13 protein-coding genes are annotated in these 20,987 nt (G+C 61.2%); 9 read left to right on the top strand and 4 right to left on the bottom strand.

Features of this window, described 5'->3' with window-relative positions; translation table 11 throughout:
• Positions 1-131: 131 nt before the first annotated feature.
• The gene (locus tag ACWBU6_RS00985; protein ID WP_452647034.1) at positions 132-2,480 is read right to left on the bottom strand and encodes a Tex family protein; all 2,349 of its coding nucleotides are present in this window, start codon (positions 2,478-2,480) and stop codon (positions 132-134) included.
• 204 nt (positions 2,481-2,684) lie between these two features.
• Between ACWBU6_RS00985 and ACWBU6_RS00980 the strand changes: the two genes are divergently transcribed.
• The 6 genes from ACWBU6_RS00980 to ACWBU6_RS00955 all read left to right on the top strand — a co-directional run bounded on the left by ACWBU6_RS00980 (position 2,685) and on the right by ACWBU6_RS00955 (position 14,789).
• A complete protein-coding gene (locus ACWBU6_RS00980) occupies positions 2,685-5,795 on the top strand; it encodes a DEAD/DEAH box helicase (protein WP_452647033.1) in 3,111 nt (1,036 codons plus the stop codon).
• Positions 5,796-5,799: 4 nt separating this feature from the next.
• Positions 5,800-6,831, top strand: coding sequence for a PAS domain-containing sensor histidine kinase (locus ACWBU6_RS00975; RefSeq protein ID WP_452647032.1), 1,032 nt, complete (start codon positions 5,800-5,802; stop codon positions 6,829-6,831).
• 87 nt (positions 6,832-6,918) lie between these two features.
• A complete protein-coding gene (locus ACWBU6_RS00970; protein ID WP_055939590.1) occupies positions 6,919-7,599 on the top strand; it encodes a response regulator transcription factor in 681 nt (226 codons plus the stop codon).
• Positions 7,600-7,662: 63 nt separating this feature from the next.
• Entirely contained in the window at positions 7,663-8,385 is a 723-nt protein-coding gene (locus tag ACWBU6_RS00965) for a transposase (protein ID WP_452647031.1), read from the top strand.
• 203 nt (positions 8,386-8,588) lie between these two features.
• A complete protein-coding gene (locus tag ACWBU6_RS00960; RefSeq protein WP_452647030.1) occupies positions 8,589-13,310 on the top strand; it encodes a glutamate synthase-related protein in 4,722 nt (1,573 codons plus the stop codon).
• Positions 13,311-13,325: 15 nt separating this feature from the next.
• Positions 13,326-14,789: a glutamate synthase subunit beta gene (locus tag ACWBU6_RS00955; RefSeq protein WP_452647029.1), complete on the top strand. Its 1,464-nt coding sequence runs from the start codon at positions 13,326-13,328 to the stop codon at positions 14,787-14,789.
• Here the strand turns inward: ACWBU6_RS00955 and ACWBU6_RS00950 are convergent.
• The gene (locus tag ACWBU6_RS00950; RefSeq protein ID WP_452647028.1) at positions 14,786-15,877 is read right to left on the bottom strand and encodes a DUF3592 domain-containing protein; all 1,092 of its coding nucleotides are present in this window, start codon (positions 15,875-15,877) and stop codon (positions 14,786-14,788) included. The genes ACWBU6_RS00955 and ACWBU6_RS00950 overlap by 4 nt on opposite strands.
• A 161-nt stretch (positions 15,878-16,038) precedes the next feature.
• On the opposite strand from ACWBU6_RS00950, the gene ACWBU6_RS00945 reads away from it, so the two are divergent.
• On the top strand, positions 16,039-17,454 hold the full coding sequence (locus ACWBU6_RS00945) for a pectate lyase family protein (protein WP_452647027.1): 1,416 nt from the start codon (positions 16,039-16,041) through the stop codon (positions 17,452-17,454).
• Positions 17,455-17,507: 53 nt separating this feature from the next.
• Here ACWBU6_RS00945 and ACWBU6_RS00940 read toward each other — a convergent pair whose 3' ends face one another.
• Positions 17,508-18,173: an NUDIX hydrolase gene (locus tag ACWBU6_RS00940; RefSeq protein ID WP_452647026.1), complete on the bottom strand. Its 666-nt coding sequence runs from the start codon at positions 18,171-18,173 to the stop codon at positions 17,508-17,510.
• 138 nt (positions 18,174-18,311) lie between these two features.
• Between ACWBU6_RS00940 and ACWBU6_RS00935 the strand changes: the two genes are divergently transcribed.
• Together ACWBU6_RS00935 and ACWBU6_RS00930 are read left to right on the top strand one after the other, a co-directional pair.
• Positions 18,312-19,457, top strand: coding sequence for a hypothetical protein (locus tag ACWBU6_RS00935; protein WP_452647025.1), 1,146 nt, complete (start codon positions 18,312-18,314; stop codon positions 19,455-19,457).
• The gene (locus ACWBU6_RS00930; protein WP_452647024.1) at positions 19,450-20,607 is read left to right on the top strand and encodes a DNA methyltransferase; all 1,158 of its coding nucleotides are present in this window, start codon (positions 19,450-19,452) and stop codon (positions 20,605-20,607) included. Before ACWBU6_RS00935 ends, ACWBU6_RS00930 begins: the two co-directional genes overlap by 8 nt.
• Here the strand turns inward: ACWBU6_RS00930 and ACWBU6_RS00925 are convergent.
• Positions 20,597-20,986, bottom strand: coding sequence for a hypothetical protein (locus ACWBU6_RS00925; protein WP_452647023.1), 390 nt, complete (start codon positions 20,984-20,986; stop codon positions 20,597-20,599). The genes ACWBU6_RS00930 and ACWBU6_RS00925 overlap by 11 nt on opposite strands.
• Between the last annotated feature and the right edge of the window lies 1 nt (position 20,987).

Here is a 20,987-nt window from a genome sequence, read left to right as displayed (position 1 = left end):
TTCTCACTGCTAAGGATTGGAATCCGGCCATTTTACCGCGAAACGACGCTTGACCTGATGACACAGGTCATGTCCCGCCGCCGCAAGCCGGTGCCAGCTGTCCGAATGACAGACCTGGCACTGACTTTCGTTTAGCCGCGCAGTTTGGCGAAAGCAGCGGCCATGGAACTTTGCTGGGCCGGCTCGCGCGCCTGCTGCTTCTGCTGCTGGCCCATGGCGCGGCGATCGTTGCGGTCGCCGCGCTGCTCCGGCCGTGAGCCGGCCGCCGGCGCGCTGTCGCTCAGGCGCATGGTCAGCGCGATACGCTTGCGCTTGACGTCCACTTCCAGCACTTTGACCTTCACCACCTGGCCGGCTTTCACCACCGTATGCGGGTCTTTGACGAAGGTGTTCGACAGGGCGGAGATGTGCACCAGGCCATCCTGGTGCACGCCGATGTCGACAAAGGCGCCGAAGGCGGCCACATTGGTCACCACGCCTTCCAGGATCATGTCGGCACGCAGGTCACTGATCTCCTCCACGCCTTCCTTGAAAGTGGCGGTGGTGAACTCAGGACGCGGGTCGCGGCCCGGCTTTTCCAGCTCCCTGATGATGTCGGTCACGGTCGGCACGCCGAACTTGTCGTCGGCATACTTGGCCGGCGACAGCGCTTTCAGCAGCTTGCTTTCGCCGATCACGCCGCGCACATCCTTCTGGATGTCGGCCAGGATCTTTTCGACCAGCGGGTAGGACTCGGGGTGTACCGCCGACGCGTCCAGCGGATTTTCGCCGCCCATCACGCGCAGGAAGCCGGCCGCTTGCTCGAAAGTCTTGTCGCCCAGGCGCGGCACGTTCCTCAATGCTGCGCGGGAAGCGAAGGCGCCCTTCATGTCGCGGTAGCTCACGATGCTTTGCGCCACGCTGGCGGACAAGCCGGACACGCGCGCCAGCAACGGTGCGGAAGCGGTATTCACGTCGACCCCGACGGCGTTCACGCAGTCTTCAACCACTGCATCCAGCGAGCGCGCCAGCTGGGTTTGCGAGACGTCGTGCTGGTACTGGCCCACGCCGATCGATTTCGGATCGATCTTCACCAGCTCGGCCAGCGGGTCTTGCAGGCGGCGTGCGATCGAAACCGCGCCGCGCAGAGATACGTCCAGCTCCGGCAGTTCGCGCGAGGCATACTCGGAGGCCGAGTAGACCGATGCGCCGGCTTCCGACACCACGATCTTGGTCAGCTTCAGCTCGGGGCATTGCTTGATCAGGTCCTGCGCCAGCTTGTCGGTTTCGCGGGACGCGGTGCCGTTGCCGATCGAGACCAGCTGCACGCCATGCTTGGCAGCCAATTGCGACAAGGTGTGCAGCGCGCCGTGCCAGTCGTTGCGCGGCTGGTGTGGATAAATGGTGGCGGTATCCACAACCTTGCCGGTGGCATCGACCACGGCAACTTTCACGCCGGTGCGCAGGCCAGGGTCCAGGCCCATGGTGGCGCGCGGGCCGGCCGGCGCCGCCAGCAGCAAGGCTTTCAAATTAGTAGCGAAAACATTGATGGCGTCCAGCTCGGCTTTTTCGCGCAGGGCGCCCATCAGTTCGGTTTCCAGGTGCATGAAGGATTTCACGCGCCAGGTCCAGCGCACGGTGTCGGCCAGCCATTTGTCGGCCGGGCGGCCGGCCTGCTTGATGCCGAAACGGGCCGAGATGCGGCTCTCGCAAGGGTTATGCGGCGCATCCCATTTCGGTTTTTCCTCTTCGGAATCGAGGCGCAGGGTCACGTCTAGCATGCCTTCGCGGCGTCCGCGCAACAGTGCCAGCGCCCGGTGCGACGGCACGGCGGCCAGGGGCTCGGAATAATCGAAGTAATCGGCGAACTTTTCGCCCTCTTCTTGCTTTCCCTCAACAACTTTCGATTCAACTACGCCATGCTCTTGCACATATTCGCGCAGCGATTGCAGCAGGGTGGCGTCTTCCGCGAAGCGTTCCATCAGGATCTGGCGCGCGCCGTCCAGGGCAGCCTTGGCGTCGGCCACACCCGGGTTCTTGCCGTCGGCGGTCTCGAAGGCCTCGCGCAGGTAGCCGGCGGCCTGTTCGTCAGGGTTCAGGGTCGGGTCGGCCAGCAGGGCGTCGGCCAGCGGGGCCAGGCCGGCTTCGATGGCGATCTGGGCCTTGGTGCGGCGTTTTTGCTTGTAAGGCAGGTAAAGGTCTTCCAGCCGGGTCTTGTCCTCTGCGTGCATGACCGCATCTAGCAGCTCCGGTGTCATCTTGCCTTGCTCGCTAATCGAATTGACGATCGCTGCGCGGCGTTCTTCCAGCTCGCGCAGGTAGCGCAGGCGCTCTTCGAGGTTGCGCAGCTGGGTGTCGTCCAGGCCGCCGGTCGCTTCCTTGCGATAGCGGGCGATGAACGGGACGGTGGCGCCTTCGTCCAGCAAGGCGATGGCGGCGGCGACCTGGGCCGGTTTGGCAGCCAGTTCGAGGGCGAGGCGTTGTTCGATAGAAGGCAGCATTGCGGTGTTCCAAACGTAGAAGGCCGAAATCATACAACGCCCGCATGGCCAACGGGCGTCGGAATAGATTATTATTAATTAGTTAATGTTGTCCGTCTAACTTGTAGTTGCACTAAGTTAGGATTTTCACAAACACGAAAACGTGGAAGGCGGATAATATTGCATGTTGCTGTTTTTGAACCGCTGATTTAAAGAATGCGCCCAATGGATATTACCCGCGACGAAGCCCGCGAAACTCCAGTCGCACCGGCCCCTGCACCTGCGGCCCCGCCCAACCAGCTTCCCTATGCTGTGGCGACCTGGTTGCAGAGGGTGGATGCAGCCGCGCATCCCAAGCCAAAACTGGCCCCGGTCGAGATCGACCCGAAACAGACCAACTACAAACTGATTTACGTGCTGGCGCCGACCAGCGGCGGGCGCCATGTCGCGCTCTGCCTGTACAAGGCGCGGCTGAAGCCGAGCGGTGACGTGGCGGCGGCCACGCCGGTCAGCGAAGTGTTCTCCCTGCTCTCCGCGCCGCCGGCCTTCCTGGCGCCGGGCGATGAAGATCTGGTGCGTTTCTTCGTGGCCATGCGCAGCGGACCCAATTCCCAGACCGGCAGCGCGACCGAGCCGCGCGGCAAGATCGGCGCGGCCCTGCTGCAGATGCTGTCCGAGCAGGACAAGCTGCTGTGGGCGAATTCCTGGTCCGACGTCGGCAATGGCCTGGTCTATCCGATGAAGGCGGGCGACAAGCGCAATGCCAGCCTGGCCTGGCGCGAAGAAGGCAAGGGCTTGCGCCTTGGCTGGCAGGTCGACGTGCCGGAAGGCGCCAAGCACCATGGCGCCGACCAGATCGACTACATGCTGCCGACCGAACCGCCGTGGTATATCGACAACCTGTCGACCGGCGTGCTGCAACTGAACCAGGGCGGCACCACCATTCCGTTGGCTGACCTGCAAGCCCTGGTGGCGCAGGCGCCGCTGCTGATGCCCAACGATAAGATGCGCGTGTCCCAACTGTTGCTGGCGCACGGCCTGCAGCAGCTCATGCCGCTGCCGCAGCCGCTGCCGCAGCGCGTGCGTACCGACGTCAAGCCGCGCCCGATCCTCGTGCTCGACTCGGCGCAACTGGCCGATGGCACTTTGCAGCGCTGGAACGACTATGCCGTGCTGTCCTATGACTACGATGGCGAGCGCGTTTCCTTTGATCCTTCGCAGCGCGTGGTGCGCCAGCGCGGCGAAGTCACCGAAATCATCCAGCGCGATGAAGCCGCCGAAGCGGCTGCGCTGGAAATCCTGACCCAGCTCGGCTTCAAAAAGCCGACCGCCCTGCCGCTGTCCAGCGTGCGCGGCGGCCTGCTGCTGGCCAACCAGGCCGACTGGATCCGTTTTGCCGAGTCCGGCATCGATGAATTGCTGGTTGCCGGCTGGCGCGTCGAGAAATCGCCGAAGTACCGCTACGATATGGTGGCCGTCGACGACTGGTATGCCGAAGTCGAGGAAGAGACCAGCGACAACGGCAACGCCTGGTTCGACCTGGAGCTGGGCATCACCGTCAACGGCGAGCGCGTGCCGCTGCTGCCGGTGCTGGTGCAGATGATTCGCAATTTCCCCAACGATTTCAGCCCGAAAGCGCTGGCCGTGCATGGCGACTCGGACCAGATGCTGGCTGCCCTGCCCGATGGCACCCGCGTGGCCCTGCCGTGGAATCGCCTGCGTCCCATCCTGGCCACGATCGGCGAGCTCTACTTCAGCGAAAAGATCCGCCATTCGGTGCGCATGTCTTCGCTGGACGCCGCGCGCCTGGACGAGCTGGCTCGCAATGTCGACTTCCAGTGGAGCGGTGGCGAAGAGCTGCGCGAAATGGGCCGCAAGCTCAACCAGTTCTCCTCGGTAAAACGGGTGCCGACTCCGGCCGGCCTGCAAGCCATCTTGCGCGACTACCAGACCGATGGCTTGAGCTGGATGCAGTTCCTGCGCGAGTACAACTTCGGCGGCATCCTGGCCGATGACATGGGCCTGGGCAAGACGGTGCAAACCATCGCCCACATCCTGGTGGAAAAGGAAGCTGGCCGTCTCGATCATCCGGCCCTGGTCATTGCGCCAACCAGCCTGATGAACAACTGGCAGGATGAAGCGGCGCGCTTCGCGCCCGGCTTGAAGGTGCTGCTGTTGCAAGGCAAGGACCGCGCCGAGCTGTTCGACGAGATCCCGAAAGCGGACCTGGTGCTGACCACCTATGCCCTGCTGCCGCGTGATGAAGAAAAACTGCGCGAGCACGATTTCCACCTGGTGATCCTGGACGAGTCGCACTACATCAAGAACACCCGCTCCAAGGCGGCCCAGAGCGCCGGCCTGCTGCGTGCGCGCCACCGCCTGTGCCTGTCGGGTACGCCGCTCGAGAATCACCTGGGCGAGCTGTGGTCGCAGTTCCACTTCCTGCTGCCTGGCCTGCTCGGCGACGAGAAGACCTTCAACAGCAACTTCCGCCATCCGATCGAGCGCCAGGACGACCCGCAGCGCCGTCAGTTGCTGAACCGCCGCATCAAGCCATTCCTGGTCCGCCGTACCAAGGACAGCGTGGCGAAAGAGCTGCCGCCAAAGACCGAGATGGTGCGCAAGGTGGAACTGTCCGGCGCCCAGCGCGACCTGTACGAAACCGTGCGCCTGGCCATGGACCAGAAAGTGCGCGAGGAAATCGATCGCAAGGGCGTGGCACGCTCCCAGATCGTGATCCTGGAAGCCCTGCTCAAGCTGCGCCAGGTCTGCTGCGACCCGCGCCTGGTCAAGACCACCAAGAAGGCTGCCTCCGCCGGCTCGGCCAAGCTGATCGACCTGATGCAGATGATCGAAGACCTGCTGGAAGAAAAGCGCAAGATACTGGTGTTCTCGCAATTCACGTCGATGCTGGAGCTGATCGAAGAAGAACTGGAAGCGCGCGATATCCCGTATGCCATCCTGACCGGCGAAACCCGCGACCGCGGCGCCCAGGTGGCGGCCTTCCAGCAAGGCGCGGTGCCGATCTTCCTGATCTCGTTGAAGGCCGGCGGCGTCGGCCTGAACCTGACTGCAGCCGACACCGTGATCCACTACGATCCATGGTGGAATCCCGCCGCTGAAAACCAGGCCACCGACCGCGCCTGGCGTATCGGCCAGGATAAGCCGGTGTTCGTGTACAAGCTGATCGCCAAGGGCACGCTGGAAGAAAAGATCCAGCTGCTGCAGCAGAAGAAATCGGACCTGGCGCAGTCGGTGCTGGCCGAAGGCGAATCGCAAAAGATGGCATTGACCCAGGAAGACCTGCAACAGATCTTCGCCCCGTTACAGGATTGATCCCATGCTGAGTGCTGAACACTATCGCCAGATCCTCGACCACAGTAGCGATGTACACTGGATGCTGGACTGCGATAGTGGCCAGCTCCTGTATGTCAGCCCTTCCGCCGAAAAGCTGTTCGGCTACATGCCGGAACGCGCGCAGCAGGTAGCGGCAGACCTGATGGGCGAATTGCCGCAGCGGCTGGAAGCCTACACCTCCGGCGACACCACCCGCCGCCACACCGTGCGCGACGCCGAAATGGCGGGCCGCGATGGCGTGATGATCCCGGTAGAAATCGAATCGACCCTGGTGCCCGATGTCGACAGCGGCGTGCTGCGCCTGGTCGGCACGGTGCGCGATATCCGCGAGCGCGTGGAACGCGAAAAGCAGCAGAAGAAATTCGCTTCGATGGTGTCGCACGAATTCCGCACGCCGCTGTCGACCATCGACGGCGCCATCCAGCGCCTGGAAATGACGTCGCAGAATGCCGACGACAACACCAAGAAGCGCTACCGCAAGATTCAGACGTCGGTCGACCGCCTGCTGGAGTTGATCAACGAGTACCTGAGTCCGGAGCGCCTTGCCAGCATTGGGCGCAAGCGCCAGGCCGACGAAGTCTCGCCGGAAGCCTTGCTGGAAACGGCGGCCGAGCAGGCACGCCAGCGCCGCGCCGACATCACGGTACGCGCGGAAGGCTTGCCGCAATGGATGCGTTGCGATCCGCAAGGCATGCGTTTGTGTCTCGACATACTTTTAGACAACGCTCTCAAGTACACGAATGACAACGTTGCGATAGAATTACAGGGAAGGAAAGCCAGCGAAGGCGGGGTTGAACTCCTCGTCATCGACCACGGCACTCCCGTTCCGGATGATGAGCTAGGCAAACTCTTCGACAAGGGTTACCGAGGCAAGGCTGCCGCAGGGCATGCCGGTTCCGGCCTCGGCCTGTATATGGCCAAGAATGTTGTAGAGGTCCACGGCGGCACACTGTCTGTGGAAAATTTGCCTGAAAGCGGCAAGAAATTTCGGATTTGGCTCCCTATTGCTGCTTAAGGGTTGCGCAGCCCGTGACCAACCGTGATAATTCTTCGACGCAAGCCCTCAACCCCGGCTCGCGACTGAATGGAAAATGGCGCATCAATGACGCAAATACTGATCGTGGAAGACAACCTGGAATACGCCGAAGAAATGGCGGATTTCCTGGCTGAGCTTGGCCATGTAGTTCACACCACCAATAACGCCCAGGAAATGTGGTCCGCCCTCAGCCAGGGTACCGTGGGCGTTGTCGTGCTCGACCTGGGCTTGCCGGACGAGGATGGTTTCAATGTCATCCCGCGCATGCGCCAGCTGTATCCGCAGATCGGCCTGCTCGTGCTGACCGGCCGCGTGGCGTTCGACTCGCGCATCATGGGCCTGCGCCTGGGCGCCGACCATTACCTGACCAAGCCGATCAAGTTCCCGGAACTGGCCGCCCACATCGAGGCGCTGGACCGCCGCGTCGGCCCGCAGGAAGCCATCCCTGTTCCCAGCAAGTGGACCCTGAAAGTGTCGGCCCGCCAGCTGGAACTGCAGGGCCAGGCTATTACCCTGACCGAGAAAGAGTGCAATTTCCTGCACTTGCTGACCATTAACACCCGTCCGGTGCCGCGCCAAGTGATCGTGGCAGGTATCGGTGGCGACGATCCAGATGCCGGCCGCCGCGTCGACATGCTGGTGTATCGTTTGCGCAAAAAGGCGCGTAGCGGCCTGGGCCAGGATTTGCCCCTGCGTTCGGCCTACGGCGAGGGCTACAGCCTGTCTGCCAGCTTCAATCTCTCTTAATAGGGACGGAGTCAGGCGAACTGGGTAGAATCGGGGCTTCCCGATCCTACCCTTTTTGTTTTTATGGCCCGTTTGCCTCGTCTCGTCGTTCCCAACCAGCCTCATTACATCATCCAGCGCGGCCTGAATGGCCAGGAAGTGTTCCTGGATGATGAAGATTTCAGCAGTTTTATTGCCTGGATGCGTTCCGCCGCCCGCCAATACAAGGTGGCGGTGCACGCTTACACCCTGCTGCCGGGCGAATTGCACCTGCTAGCCTCGCCAGCCGATGAAGAAGGCCTGGGCGGCATGATGCAGTGGATCGGGCGGCACTATGTCCCTTATTTCAATCAGAAGTATTCCCGTGCCGGCACTTTATGGCAGGGCCGCTATAAAACCTCGGTGATCGAAGCTGAGCGCTACTTCGTTTCTTGCACTAAGTACATCGAATTCGCTGCTGTGCGGGCCCGGCTGGCCGAGGGGCCGGAGCATTACCAGTGGTCGAGCTATCCGCACCATGCCGGCATACGCCAGGATGGGGCGGTCAACGATCATCCAATCTACTGGGCGCTGGGGAATACGCCGTTCCAGCGCGAGGCGGCTTATATAGAGCTGGCGGCGCAGGGGCTGGCGGCGACGGAGACGCGGGCGATCGAGGCTGCGGCGCTGAAAGGGTGGCCATTGGGCAGCGATAAGTGGAAGGCGGAGCTGGAGCGGCGCATGAAACGGCAGGTATTGCCGGCGAAGCGGGGGCGGCCTGCCAAAACCGGTCAACCGGTGTCTGACCCACAGGGTCAGACACCTTAAGACGCGGCGGATACCGGCCGAAGTGCGAGACCCTGCGGGTCAGGCAGTGGTTTTCCGGTTTTTCGGGTCACTCCGTCCCCAATTAAATTTCAGAGCGACTGTCGCTGATTTAATTCGACTCCGACCCTAATTGTTTTTGTTGCGCGTTTTGTTGCGTTGCACTACTCTGGATTTTCATGACCAAAAATTCAGCGGAGAATCGCATGCAAGCGCAAGGTTTGTACAACCCAGCCAACGAACATGACGCCTGTGGCGTCGGTTTCGTCGCCCACATCAAAGGCAACAAGAGCCACTCGATCGTCGAACAGGGTCTGCTGATCCTGAAGAACCTGGATCACCGGGGCGCGGTTGGCGCGGACAAACTGATGGGCGACGGCGCCGGCATCCTGATCCAGATTCCGGACCAGTTCTATCGCGATGAAATGGCCAAGCAGGGTGTCGAACTGCCGCCGCCCGGTGAGTACGGCGTCGGCATGGTCTTCCTGCCGAAGGAAAACGCTTCCCGCATCGCCTGCGAACAGGAAATCGAGCGCGCCGTGCGCATCGAAGGTCAGGTCGTGCTGGGCTGGCGCAACGTGCCGATCGATTCGGAAATGCCGATGTCGCCGCGCGTTCGCGAAAAGGAACCGGTCATCCGCCAGATTTTCATCGGCCGCGGCCAGGACGTGATGGTGACCGACGCGCTGGAGCGCAAGCTGTACGTGATCCGCAAGTCGTCCGGCCACGCCATCCAGGCACTGAAGCTGATCCACGGCAAGGAGTTCTTCGTGCCGTCCATGTCGGCCCGTACCGTCGTGTACAAGGGCTTGCTGCTGGCCGACCAGGTGGGCGTGTACTACAAGGACCTGCAGGACCCGCGCTGCATCTCTGCGCTGGCGCTGGTGCACCAGCGTTTCTCGACCAATACCTTCCCTGAGTGGCCGTTGGCCCACCCCTATCGCCTGATCGCGCACAACGGCGAAATTAACACTGTGAAGGGCAACTTCAACTGGATGCGCGCCCGCGAAGGCGTGATGAAGTCCGCCGTACTGGGCGAAGACCTGCAGAAACTGTTCCCTCTGATCTACGAAGGCCAATCCGACACCGCCTGCTTCGACAACGCACTGGAACTGCTGCTGATGGCAGGCTATCCGCTGGCGCAAGCGATGATGATGATGATTCCTGAGGCGTGGGAAAACCATACGCTGATGGATGACAACCGCAAGGCCTTCTACGAATATTACGCTTCGATGATGGAACCATGGGACGGCCCTGCTGCCATGGCTTTCACCGATGGCCGCTACATCGGTGGCACCCTGGACCGCAATGGCCTGCGTCCTGCGCGCTACATCGTGACCGACGACGACCTGGTGGTGATGGCGTCCGAATCGGGCGTGCTGCCGATTCCTGAATCGAAGATCATCCAGAAATGGCGCCTGCAGCCGGGCAAGATGTTCCTGATCGACCTGGAAGCCGGCCGCATCATCGACGACAAGGAACTGAAGGACACCTACGCCAACGCCAAGCCATACAAGGCCTGGATCAACGCCGTGCGCATCAAGCTGGGCGAGCTGAAAATGAGCGAAAGCCAGACCGCTGCCAACGTGGCCAAGTACGGCCCCGCCGCCGGCGAGAAGCAGTCCGCTTCGCTGCTGGATCGCCAGCAGGTGTTCGGTTACACCCAGGAAGACATGCGTTTCATCCTGGCGCCAATGGCCCTCAACGGCGAGGAAGCTGTCGGCTCGATGGGTAACGACTCGCCGCTGGCTGTCACTTCCAACAAGCTCAAGCCGCTGTATAACTACTTCAAGCAGTTGTTCGCCCAGGTGACCAACCCGCCGATCGACCCGATCCGCGAAGCGATGGTGATGTCGCTGGTGTCCTTCATCGGCCCCAAGCCGAACCTGCTCGACACCAACAACGTCAATCCGCCGATGCGCCTTGAAGTGTCGCAGCCGGTGCTGGGCTTTGACGACATCGCCCGCCTGCGCAGCATCAGCCAGCACACCGGCGGCAAGTTCAAGTCCTATGAGCTGAGCATCTGCTACCCGCTGGCCTGGGGCAAGGAAGGCGTGGAGGCATCGCTGGCATCACTGTGCGCGGAAGCTGTCGACGCGGTGAAATCCGGACACAACATCCTGATCATCTCCGACCGCACCGTCGGCCCTGACCGTGTGGCCATTCCGGCCCTGCTGGCAACGTCCACCATCCACCTGCACCTGGTGAGCAAGGGCCTGCGCGCCTCCACCGGCCTGGTGGTGGAAACCGGCTCGGCCCGCGAAACCCACCACTTCGCCCTGCTGGCCGGCTATGGTGCGGAAGCGGTCCACCCTTACCTGGCGATGGAATCGCTGGCCGAACTGGCGCACTCCCTGCCGGGCGACCTGACTCCGGAGCAGGCGATCTACAACTACACCAAGGCTGTCGGCAAAGGCCTGATGAAAGTCATGTCCAAGATGGGCATTTCGACCTATATGTCCTACTGCGGCGCGCAGATCTTCGAAGCCGTTGGCCTGAACCGCCAGCTGGTCGACAAGTATTTCCGCGGCACCCAGTCGAACGTGGAAGGCATCGGCCTGTTTGAAGTGGCCGAGGAAGGCCTGCGCCTGCACAAGCTGGCCTTCGGCAACGACCCGGTGCTGGCCGACGCGCTGGATGCGGGCGGCGAATACGCTTACCGCGTGCGCGGCGAAGATCATCTGTGGACGCCGGATGCCATCGCCAAGCTGCAGCACTCGACCCGCTCCAACAACTACTCGACTTATAAAGAGTACGCACAGCTGATCAACGACCAGAGCAAGCGCCACCTGACCCTGCGCGGCCTGTTCGAGTTCAAGATCGATCCATCGAAAGCGATCCCGCTGGACGAAGTGGAACCGGCGAAGGAAATCGTCAAGCGCTTTGCTACCGGCGCCATGTCGCTGGGCTCGATCTCGACCGAAGCCCACGCTACCCTGGCCATCGCGATGAACCGTATCGGCGGCAAATCGAACACCGGCGAAGGTGGCGAAGATCCGCGCCGTTACGCCAACGAGCTGAAAGGCATCCCGATCAAGGTTGGCGCGACCCTGGCTTCCGAGCTGGGCAAGGAACAGGTTGAATCGGATATCCCGCTGCAGGAAGGCGACTCGCTGCGCTCGCGCATCAAGCAGGTGGCATCCGGCCGCTTCGGCGTGACCGCGGAGTACCTGAACTCCGCAGACCAGATCCAGATCAAGATGGCGCAGGGCGCCAAGCCGGGCGAAGGCGGCCAGTTGCCGGGCCACAAAGTGTCCGAGTACATTGCGCAACTGCGCTTCTCGGTACCGGGCGTGGGCCTGATCTCGCCGCCGCCGCACCACGACATCTACTCGATCGAAGACCTGGCGCAGTTGATCCACGACTTGAAGAACGCCAACCCGCGCGCTTCGATCTCGGTCAAGCTGGTGTCGGAAGTCGGTATCGGTACCGTGGCTGCCGGCGTGTCGAAAGCCAAGGCCGACCACATCGTGGTGGCCGGCCATGACGGCGGCACCGGCGCCTCGCCGCTGTCCTCCGTCAAGCACGCCGGTACCCCATGGGAGCTGGGCCTGTCGGAAACCCAGCAGACCCTGGTGCTGAACGGCCTGCGCAGCCGTGTGCGTGTCCAGGCCGATGGCCAGATGCGTACCGGCCGCGACGTGGTGATCGCCGCCCTGCTGGGCGCCGACGAAGTAGGCTTCGCCACCGCCCCGCTGGTGGTGGAAGGCTGCATCATGATGCGCAAATGCCACCTGAATACCTGCCCGGTCGGCGTTGCGACGCAAGATCCGGAGCTGCGCAAGAAATTCCAGGGCAAGCCGGAACACGTGGTGAACTATTTCTTCTTCGTTGCCGAAGAAGCGCGCCAGCTGATGGCGCAACTGGGCATCCGTAACTTCGACGAGCTGATTGGCCGCGCCGACCTGCTCGACAAGTCGAAAGCCATCACCCACTGGAAGGCACAGGGCCTGGACTTCAGCAATGTGTTCTACCAGCCGAAGGTGGACGACGGCAAGTTGATCTACCACACCGAAGAGCAGGACCATGGCCTGGACAAGGCACTGGACCTGAAACTGATCGCACAAGCCAAGCCGGCGCTGGAAAAAGGCGAGCGCGTGTCCTTCATCTCGCCGGTAAAGAACGTCAACCGCACCGTCGGCACCATGCTGTCGGGCGAAGTGGCCCTGAAGTACGGCCACGCCGGCCTGCCGGACGACACCATCCATATCCAGCTGCAGGGCACCGCAGGCCAGTCGGCAGCGGCCTTCCTGGCGGCGGGCATCACTATCGACCTGGTGGGCGAAGGCAACGACTACGTCGGCAAGGGCTTGTCGGGCGGCCGCATCATCGTGCGCCCGAATACAGAATTCCGCGGCTGGGCGGTGAACAACATCATTGTTGGCAACACCGTCATGTACGGCGCGGTTGCCGGCGAAGCCTTCATCAATGGCGTGGCCGGCGAGCGTTTCGCCGTGCGTAACTCCGGCGCCACCGCGATCGTGGAAGGCCTGGGCGACCACGGCTGCGAATACATGACCGGGGGTACCGTGGTCGTGCTGGGCGCCACCGGCCGCAACTTTGCGGCAGGCATGTCGGGCGGCATCGCCTACGTGTACGACCCGGACGGCGAATTCCACAGCAAGTGCAATATGTCCATGGTGAGCCTGGAAGAAGTCAAGGCGGCAGCCGACCAACTGGTCGACAAAGCCACCTGGCACAGCCAGCATCGCAATGGCGAACCGGAGGCCGATGAAACCATCCTCAAGCGCCTGATTGAGCGCCATTTCAAACACACCGGCAGCACGCGCGCGCGCCTGTTGCTCGACAACTGGAACGAGAGCCGTTCCAAGTTCGTCAAAGTGTTCCCGAGCGAGTACAAACGCGCCCTGGTGGAGATGGCAGATAACGCCGCGATCGAAGCGGAAACTCAAGCAATCGCAGCGTAAGAGAGGATTAGTAAAATGGGTAAGATCACCGGTTTCATGGAATTCCAGCGCCAGGAAGAAAGCTACCTGGCACCAGAGGCTCGCCTCAAGAACTACAAAGAATTCGTCATTCACTTGACCAACGACCAGGCCAAGGTACAGGGCGCACGCTGCATGGACTGCGGCATCCCGTTCTGTAACTCGGGCTGCCCGGTCAACAACATCATCCCGGACTGGAATGACCTGGTCTATCGCGGCCACTATCGCGAAGCGCTGAACACGCTGCACTCGACCAACAACTTCCCTGAGTTCACCGGCCGCATCTGCCCCGCGCCGTGCGAAAGCGCCTGTACCCTGGGCATTCACGAGCTGCCGGTCGGGATCAAGTCGATCGAGCACAAGATCATCGATGAAGGCTGGGAGCACGGCTGGGTCGTGCCGCAGCCGGCCGAAGTCAAGACCGGCAAGAAGGTTGCCGTGGTTGGCTCAGGCCCTGCGGGCCTGGCTGCTGCGCAGCAGCTGGCACGCGCCGGCCACGAGGTGACCGTGTTCGAAAAAGCCGACCGCATCGGCGGCCTGCTGCGTTACGGCATCCCTGACTTCAAGATGGAGAAGCACCACATCGACCGCCGCGTCGAGCAGATGGAAGCGGAAGGCGTGAAGTTCCGCACCTCCGTCCTGATCGGCAAGGACTTCCCTGCCACCGTTGCCAACAGTGCCAAGGAAACCATCTTCCCCGAAGACCTGGAAAATGACTTCGACGCCGTGGTCATGGCCGGCGGCGCCGAAGCACCGCGCGACTTGCCGGTTCCGGGCCGCGAGCTGAAAGGCGTGCACTTCGCGATGGACTTCCTGCCGCAGCAGAACAAGGTCAACGCAGGCGACAAGATCAAGGACCAGATCAAGGCCACCGGCAAGCACGTGATCGTGATCGGTGGCGGCGATACCGGCTCCGACTGCGTCGGCACGTCGAACCGTCATGGCGCTGCCAGCGTTACCCAGTTCGAACTGATGCCAATGCCACCGGAGCAGGAAAACAAACCGCTGGTCTGGCCGTACTGGCCGACCAAGCTGCGCACCTCCTCTTCGCACGAAGAAGGCTGCGAGCGCGACTGGGCCGTTGCCACCAAACGCCTGGAAGGCAAGAACGGCAAGGTCGAAAAGTTGATCGCCTGCCGCGTCGAATGGAAAGACGGCAAGATGACCGAAGTGCCGAATTCCGAATTCGAAATGAAGGCCGACCTGGTGCTGTTGGCCATGGGCTTCGTCTCGCCAGTGCAGCAGGTGCTGGACGCCTTCGGTGTCGATAAGGATGCCCGCGGCAATGCCCGCGCCGCGACCGAAGGCGACAACAGCTACAAGACCAGCAAGCCTGGCGTGTTCGCAGCAGGCGACATGCGCCGCGGCCAGTCGCTGGTGGTGTGGGCGATCCGTGAAGGGCGCCAGTGCGCCCGCGCTGTCGACGAGTACCTGATGGGCAGCTCCGTCCTGCCGCGCTAACCCCGCAACCGGTCGGGCGCGCCGCCCGGTGCGCCCGACCGAGGCAGGCGGAATGTAAAGTTCGTGCCTGCCACTTCAAGCACCAGTACCAGCTGTTCGCGCATTCGCTCGCGCGGCGGGTCGACTTCGATGGACAGCGCTTGGGTACCGCGCGCGACCGGCCCGTCCCGTAAACAATGTTCCCATATCCTGATCGGCTCCTTCCGGCCCCCGGTTGCATCCTTCATTAGCTTCAGGCTGATGGTGAGGTGATGCATCAGCTCAAGTGGCGGTGAGCGCTGCCCGATCGCGGGACGGAAGTGGATGCACCCGCGCAGCGGCGCAATCCCGGTCACTTCAAGCACCGGACGTCCTGCCAGCCATCGATTCCGAAGTTGCCGACAGGTGAAGAGCATCAAGCCCAGTCCGACGGCTGGGAACAGGAACGCGATCGCCGCCAACGAGAACCCGCGGGCACGCATATCTTCCAGCGCGATGAAGGCAATTGGCCAGCTGAGGGCGTTCCAGGCCAACGCGAAGGCAGTTAGCAGCGCCGTGCCGTCTGTCCCTTTTATCAGGATTGGGTGGCCTTCCCTGAGCCGGTCGGCTATCGATTTGCTTCGTCCGGGGCGCCACAAATGGAAGATAAAGGCCCAAGCTCCTAAGCCGAAGCCGGTGAACAGGACGGCAAATGGCAGGCTCCAGATCGTCGTCTCCCAAGTCAGCGTAGGATCATAAACGGCCCGTTCGGGATGGTGCGGGTCCAACCACACGTCGACCACGGACTGGCGTTGCCGAAAATCGCTCAACTTGTCGTACAACTGGTCCTGGTATCCGCCGCGCCGCTCAGGCGTGTTGTAGAAACTTGCTTGTCCTCCAATATATTGTCGGCCCTCGAACGTGTAGCGAAAGGTGGCTTTGGTCCAATACGTTGCCACTTGTTTCCTGTTCAGATGCCTGACCTGCTCCAACGATTCGACGCGCGCCGGGGCCGCCACATAGCTGCGGGAACTCCACCAGATCTGTGCTTGTTGGTAGAGCGGGGCCAAGCCGGCAAAAAAACCGACAAGGGGGAAAATTATTCCGAAAACAAGCGCTATGAGGGTCAAGGGAAGTCTGGTCATAACAAAAGTATAGTCTGAGCGGATCCTTTCGTAGTTACTTTAAAGAAATATTTTTGCGGAACTTGGCGTACTGTTATAGGATGTCTGATGACATAAAGTATCTAATTGTCAATTCACCATTAACATTTTCTGGAGATATCTAGGCTATGAAGAAAAGCTTCATTTGCGGCGCCCTGATGTTGATCTATTCCGCCAGCCCTCTTGCGGCCGATTGGCCCAGTGGCTATTCCAAGTGCGCCGACCAGGGTGGCACTTGCAAAGTTGGTAGTAGCAGCCGCTCGGTTTCTTACGGCATCAAAGATAAATGGGTCAGCAAGACCTTTGCCGGCGACATCAAGTGCGATACCGGCACGTTTGGCAGCGATCCTAATCCTGGCGTCAGCAAGAAATGCGCCATCGGACCGCTGGCTGGCACGCCCCCAACACCGACGCCAACGCCAACGCCAACGCCGGCTCCATCTGCCAACGCCACCAAGGAAGCCGCGCCTTCCACCGGCTGGGCCGGACAAGGCGGTGGCACGACCGGTGGTGCCGCAGCACCGGCATCGGCAATTTACCTGGTCAACACTGGCTCGCAACTGGTCGCTGCGCTGAAGGCACAGGGCAATAATCCGAAGATCGTCAAGCTGCAGGGCACCATCAATATGGCCGCAGCCGACAACGGCGGACCATTCAAGAGCGCCACTGATGAAGGCTTGCGACTGCAAATCAAACCGGGCAGCAACACCACCCTGATCGGCGTTGGCAGCGATGCGCGCCTGGTCAATGGCAATATCGTCCTCAGTGGCGTACAGAACGTCATCATCCGCAACCTCACGATCCAGAACCCCTGCTCGCTTTTCCCAGTATGGGATCCAAACGATGGCAGCAGCGGCAATTGGAACTCGGAATACGACGGCATTACAATCACTGGCTCCCGCAACATCTGGGTCGACCATAACGTCTTCACCGATGGTTCGGTAACGGACGACAAGCTGCCGGTCGAAAACGGCAAGGTCAAGCAATGCCATGACGGCGCCCTCGATGTGAAGAACGGCTCCGACTACGTGACGGTTTCGAATAACCGCTTCGAACTGCACCAGAAGAATAACCTGATTGGCTCGTCGGACAGCCGCACGTCGGACGACGGCCACCTGACCGTGACCTTCCACAACAACCACTTCCTGAACGTGGCGGAACGCGGACCTCGCGTACGGTTCGGCAAGGTGCACCTGTATAACAACTACTTCGAAGGCTCACGTTCGCACGCGGTGTATCCGCATCATTACAGCATCGGCGTCGCCTACAAGGCCAAGATCATCTCGCAGAGCAACGCCTTTGATATCGCCGGCGCTTCGAGCTGCTCGCATGTCGTGACCAATCCTGGCGCGTCCAGCAAGAGCGGCGCGATGACGGACGCCGGCTCGCTGCTGAACGGCGCAGCGCTCAATCTGTCGACCAAGTGCAGCTTCAGCAACCAGGTTGGCTGGAGCCTGCCGTATTCGGTGACGCCAATGAACGCCTCGGCTGTGAAAGCATCCGTCCTGAGGAATGCAGGCACCGGCAAGATCACGGTGAACTGATAACCATCCTCGTCAAGCGCACAACCCCGTGCGCTTGACCAGATTGGCCGTGTTCACATCCCTCGTTCCAGCAGCGCAAGCTGCTCGTTCCCGCTAGGTTTCAGGCGATAGAGCTGGGCCGGTCGGTGTGCCGCACCGCTTGAGTAAGCACCTTCGACCGGCTCCAGCATATCCATCTCATCGATCTTGCGCCTGAAGCTTACCTTGTTGATCGATTCACCCATCAACGTCTCATAGACGCGCTGCAGCTGTGGCAGCGTGAATGTGTCGCCTGCCAGGTAGCACGGCAAGGACGAATACTGGCTCTTGCCGCGTAAGCGGGCGACTGCGGCGTGAATGATTTCCAGGTGATCGAATGGCAGCTTCAACGGCTTGTCTACGCTGGCAAGCCGGACGTCCGGATGCGCGCAATCTCCAATCAGTGCGGCTGGAACCAGCGCATAGTAAACAACCGACACCGACCAGCCACGCGGGTCCCGGGCTGGACCCGAAAAGGTGGCCAACTGCTCCAGATAGGGCGGGACAATGCCGGTCTTCGCCTTCAAGACCCGCAAGGCCGCATCCCGGGCGTCGCCATCTTCCTGGGGATGGATATAGCCTCCCGGCAGCGCGGCTACGCCCTGGAACGGTTCATGGCTGCGCTTAAGCAGGGCCACTTTCAGCACATCATCCTGCAGGGTCAACAGGACAACGTCGACGGTGCAGATCACTTGTTGCATTGCCGCTGTCTCAGAGGGTCTTAGTATGAAGATTATACTAATTAGAAGACGATTCAGGGGACGAATCAAAATACTTAGTTGCAAAAGTGTCCTAAGTGAACTAGACTGTCTCCATAGGCTTTGCAGCAAAGGCGTTGTATGAACGAACACGGCATCATCCCCATCCGGCCCCTCACTGGCGCCATTTCGGCAAGGCTGTTTGCGGCCCCGGTACTTTCGGCATTGCCAAAGACGGTTCCAACCGTCGCATTCCGCGCTCCCGATCCTGCGGACGAGGAGCGCTGGCGCCGGCACACGATCGGCGGCCAGGCTTACCGCATCGCCCAGCCGGTTACCTTTACGCCTTACGCTTCGGCGCGGCCATGCTCCGCACGTTGCCGCTTTTGTTCGGAGACCCTGGTTGAAACCGGCGGTGCCCGTCCATCCAGCGGATTGCGGCCTGGCCCCGACTACTTCGCCGGCCTGGAAAGCGCGCTCCATGAACTGCGCGGATTGCCTCTTTCATATTCGTTGTCCGGCCTGGAAACCACCGACGATGTGGGCTGGATGGGAGCGATGCTCGACGTTCTTGCGCAGCATGCAGCGGCTTCTCCAGTCCTGAACCGTGTGCTGTACTCGAACGGCGCGGGATTGGCCGTACCTTCGCAAGGTGAGGCGCTGATGCACCGCCTGGGAGGCTTCGGCCTTGATTGGGTCGAGCTGTCCCGGCACCACTTCGATGAAACGGCCAATCAGTCGATCATGCGCTTCGGGCATGGTATCGAAGTCCAGTTCCAGCAGCCTTTCGAAGCGATGACACGCAGTCTGGTGGACACCGTGGATGTGAAGCTGGTTTGCATCGTGCAACAGGGCGGGGTAGCGCAGGTGGAAGATGTCATGCGCTATCTGGCGTGGGCTCATGGCTTGGGAATCCGCTCAGTCATCTTCCGCGAGTTCTCGAAACTGGACGACAGCTATAAGGACAATGTCACGGCTCGCTATATCGGTGCGGCACGCGTTTCGATGGACGCCCTGCTGGCGCAATGTCTCGCGGCGCCGGCGTTCGCCGACGACTTCGTATTCGATCAGGTTACCGAGGGCTATTATTTCTGGAACCTTTGCGGCAGGTTCAAGGATATGCTGGTCACGTTCGAGGCATCCGACTACTCTCAGATGCACCGGCAGCACGATTCGGGGAATGTCTACAAGCTGGTGTTTCATGCGAACGGCAATTTGTGCGGCGACTGGAATCCAGAGCGTCATGTGCTGTTTGCCGCACGCCGGAAGGAGCAGGCCAATGGATGACAATAGCTGGCTCCTGCTGCGCGAGCGTGACCAGGCATTCGACCTGCCGCCCGACTTGGCCGCGCGCGATGCCTTCGGTGCGCGCGATTGCGGCTGGGTCGAACAGATGCGGCCCTTTATCCGGCACTTCTCGCCTCCCGCCGGACTGGTGGTCGATCCGTTCAACGGCTTTGGCACTACCCTGGTCGCCGCCTCGCTTGAGGGGCGGCGCGGCATCGGCATCGAGCTGGAGCAAACGCGCGCGGCCATCGCGACGGAGCGCTTGCAGCGGCTCGGCGCGCGCAACCAGGTTGTACTGTCCGGCGACCTGGTCGAAGTGGCGGCATCCTTGTCCCAGGCTGACCTCATACTGACGAATGTCCCCTACTTCGGCTGCCGCTGGCAAAACAGCGATGATGCGGCGGCGCAGCTGTACAGTGCGAGCAGCTATGCGGACTTTCTCGGCATGTTCTATCGCGTGCTGAAGGCGCTGAAGCCGGCATTGCGCAATGGCGGGCATCTGGTTGTGATGGCGGAAAACCTGCGTATCGGCACCCACTTCGTTCCGATGGCCTATGATATTGGACGCATGCTGGCGGAGCATTTCAATCTCGTTGACGAGCGCATCCTGCTGTACCAACGTCCAGCGCAAGCGCTGCCACCAATGGCGGTGCAGAGCAACCGCTCCCACGAGTACGCGCTGATCGCCCGTAAGGAGCCAAGGCCGATCGATCTGCAAGACAGCCTGCGCTGCCTGCACGAACTGGTGGCAGACTTTCCCGAGGCGATAGTCTATGGCGGTTTTGCGCGCTGGCTGGCGCTCGAAGAAGGGGCGGGCTTGCCTTCCGATGTCGACCTTCTGGTGCCGGATAATCCCGAGCGGCTGGCTGGTATGGCGCGCTGGTTCGAGGCGCACGGCTTCCTGGTCTCGCGCTGGGGCCAACCCATGGGATGGAACACAGCGCCTGCTGCATTGAACGGCGCCCGCTATTTCCGCGCCCAACGGATTCGGTCCGGAGGCGCGTTATGCGTGTTTGATGTCTGCTTTGAAGACGCCGTACTGGCTTTTGAAGGTGCAGCCAGCAAGGCGAGACGAATCGACGGACTTTTCGTCCTTCCCACGACCAGGCCCCTATCGGCCGATTCTCATGACGGGACAGTCAGCATATAAGTTCGCCGAACTCCACGATATCGTCTGCGAGCAAAAGAAATGTCAGGTCCTGCTTAGGGCAAATCTCGGCATGGCCCCGGAATATATGGATATCTACCGCCACCCACTCGCCGTTGCTCAAATCCTTGAATTCAAAGAACTTCCCCGAATTTTCTGGTAGCCCACCCAATGGTTTAATCATTCGGGTGATTTTGACATTGAAATGAGCCTCATATTCTTGGATGGCCGCGCCGAGAGTTCGGGCGCTGGACTCGAGCGCTAAGTCAAGATGTGGGCAGAGCGTACCCGTATAGGTATAGCGCGAGTTTTTTGGACCACATAGGAATGGCATAGGGCTGATCAGATTCCAGTCGGAAGCATCGACAGCGTGAACAGTCACC

Source organism: Pseudoduganella sp. HUAS MS19 (assembly GCF_053615455.1).
This window is presented reverse-complemented; position numbering and strand designations above follow the sequence as displayed.

Bases quoted from the DNA above. Each gene is read 5' to 3' on its own strand.
- ACWBU6_RS00935 (WP_452647025.1), top strand. From the start codon at position 18,312: ATGAACGAACACGGCATCATCCCCATCCGGCCCCTCACTGGCGCCATT.
- ACWBU6_RS00970 (WP_055939590.1), top strand. From the start codon at position 6,919: ATGACGCAAATACTGATCGTGGAAGACAACCTGGAATACGCCGAAGAA.
- ACWBU6_RS00985 (WP_452647034.1), bottom strand. From the start codon at position 2,480: ATGCTGCCTTCTATCGAACAACGCCTCGCCCTCGAACTGGCTGCCAAA.
- ACWBU6_RS00945 (WP_452647027.1), top strand. From the start codon at position 16,039: ATGAAGAAAAGCTTCATTTGCGGCGCCCTGATGTTGATCTATTCCGCC.
- ACWBU6_RS00960 (WP_452647030.1), top strand. From the start codon at position 8,589: ATGCAAGCGCAAGGTTTGTACAACCCAGCCAACGAACATGACGCCTGT.
- ACWBU6_RS00930 (WP_452647024.1), top strand. From the start codon at position 19,450: ATGGATGACAATAGCTGGCTCCTGCTGCGCGAGCGTGACCAGGCATTC.
- ACWBU6_RS00965 (WP_452647031.1), top strand. From the start codon at position 7,663: ATGGCCCGTTTGCCTCGTCTCGTCGTTCCCAACCAGCCTCATTACATC.
- ACWBU6_RS00980 (WP_452647033.1), top strand. From the start codon at position 2,685: ATGGATATTACCCGCGACGAAGCCCGCGAAACTCCAGTCGCACCGGCC.
- ACWBU6_RS00940 (WP_452647026.1), bottom strand. From the start codon at position 18,173: ATGCAACAAGTGATCTGCACCGTCGACGTTGTCCTGTTGACCCTGCAG.
- ACWBU6_RS00955 (WP_452647029.1), top strand. From the start codon at position 13,326: ATGGGTAAGATCACCGGTTTCATGGAATTCCAGCGCCAGGAAGAAAGC.
- ACWBU6_RS00975 (WP_452647032.1), top strand. From the start codon at position 5,800: ATGCTGAGTGCTGAACACTATCGCCAGATCCTCGACCACAGTAGCGAT.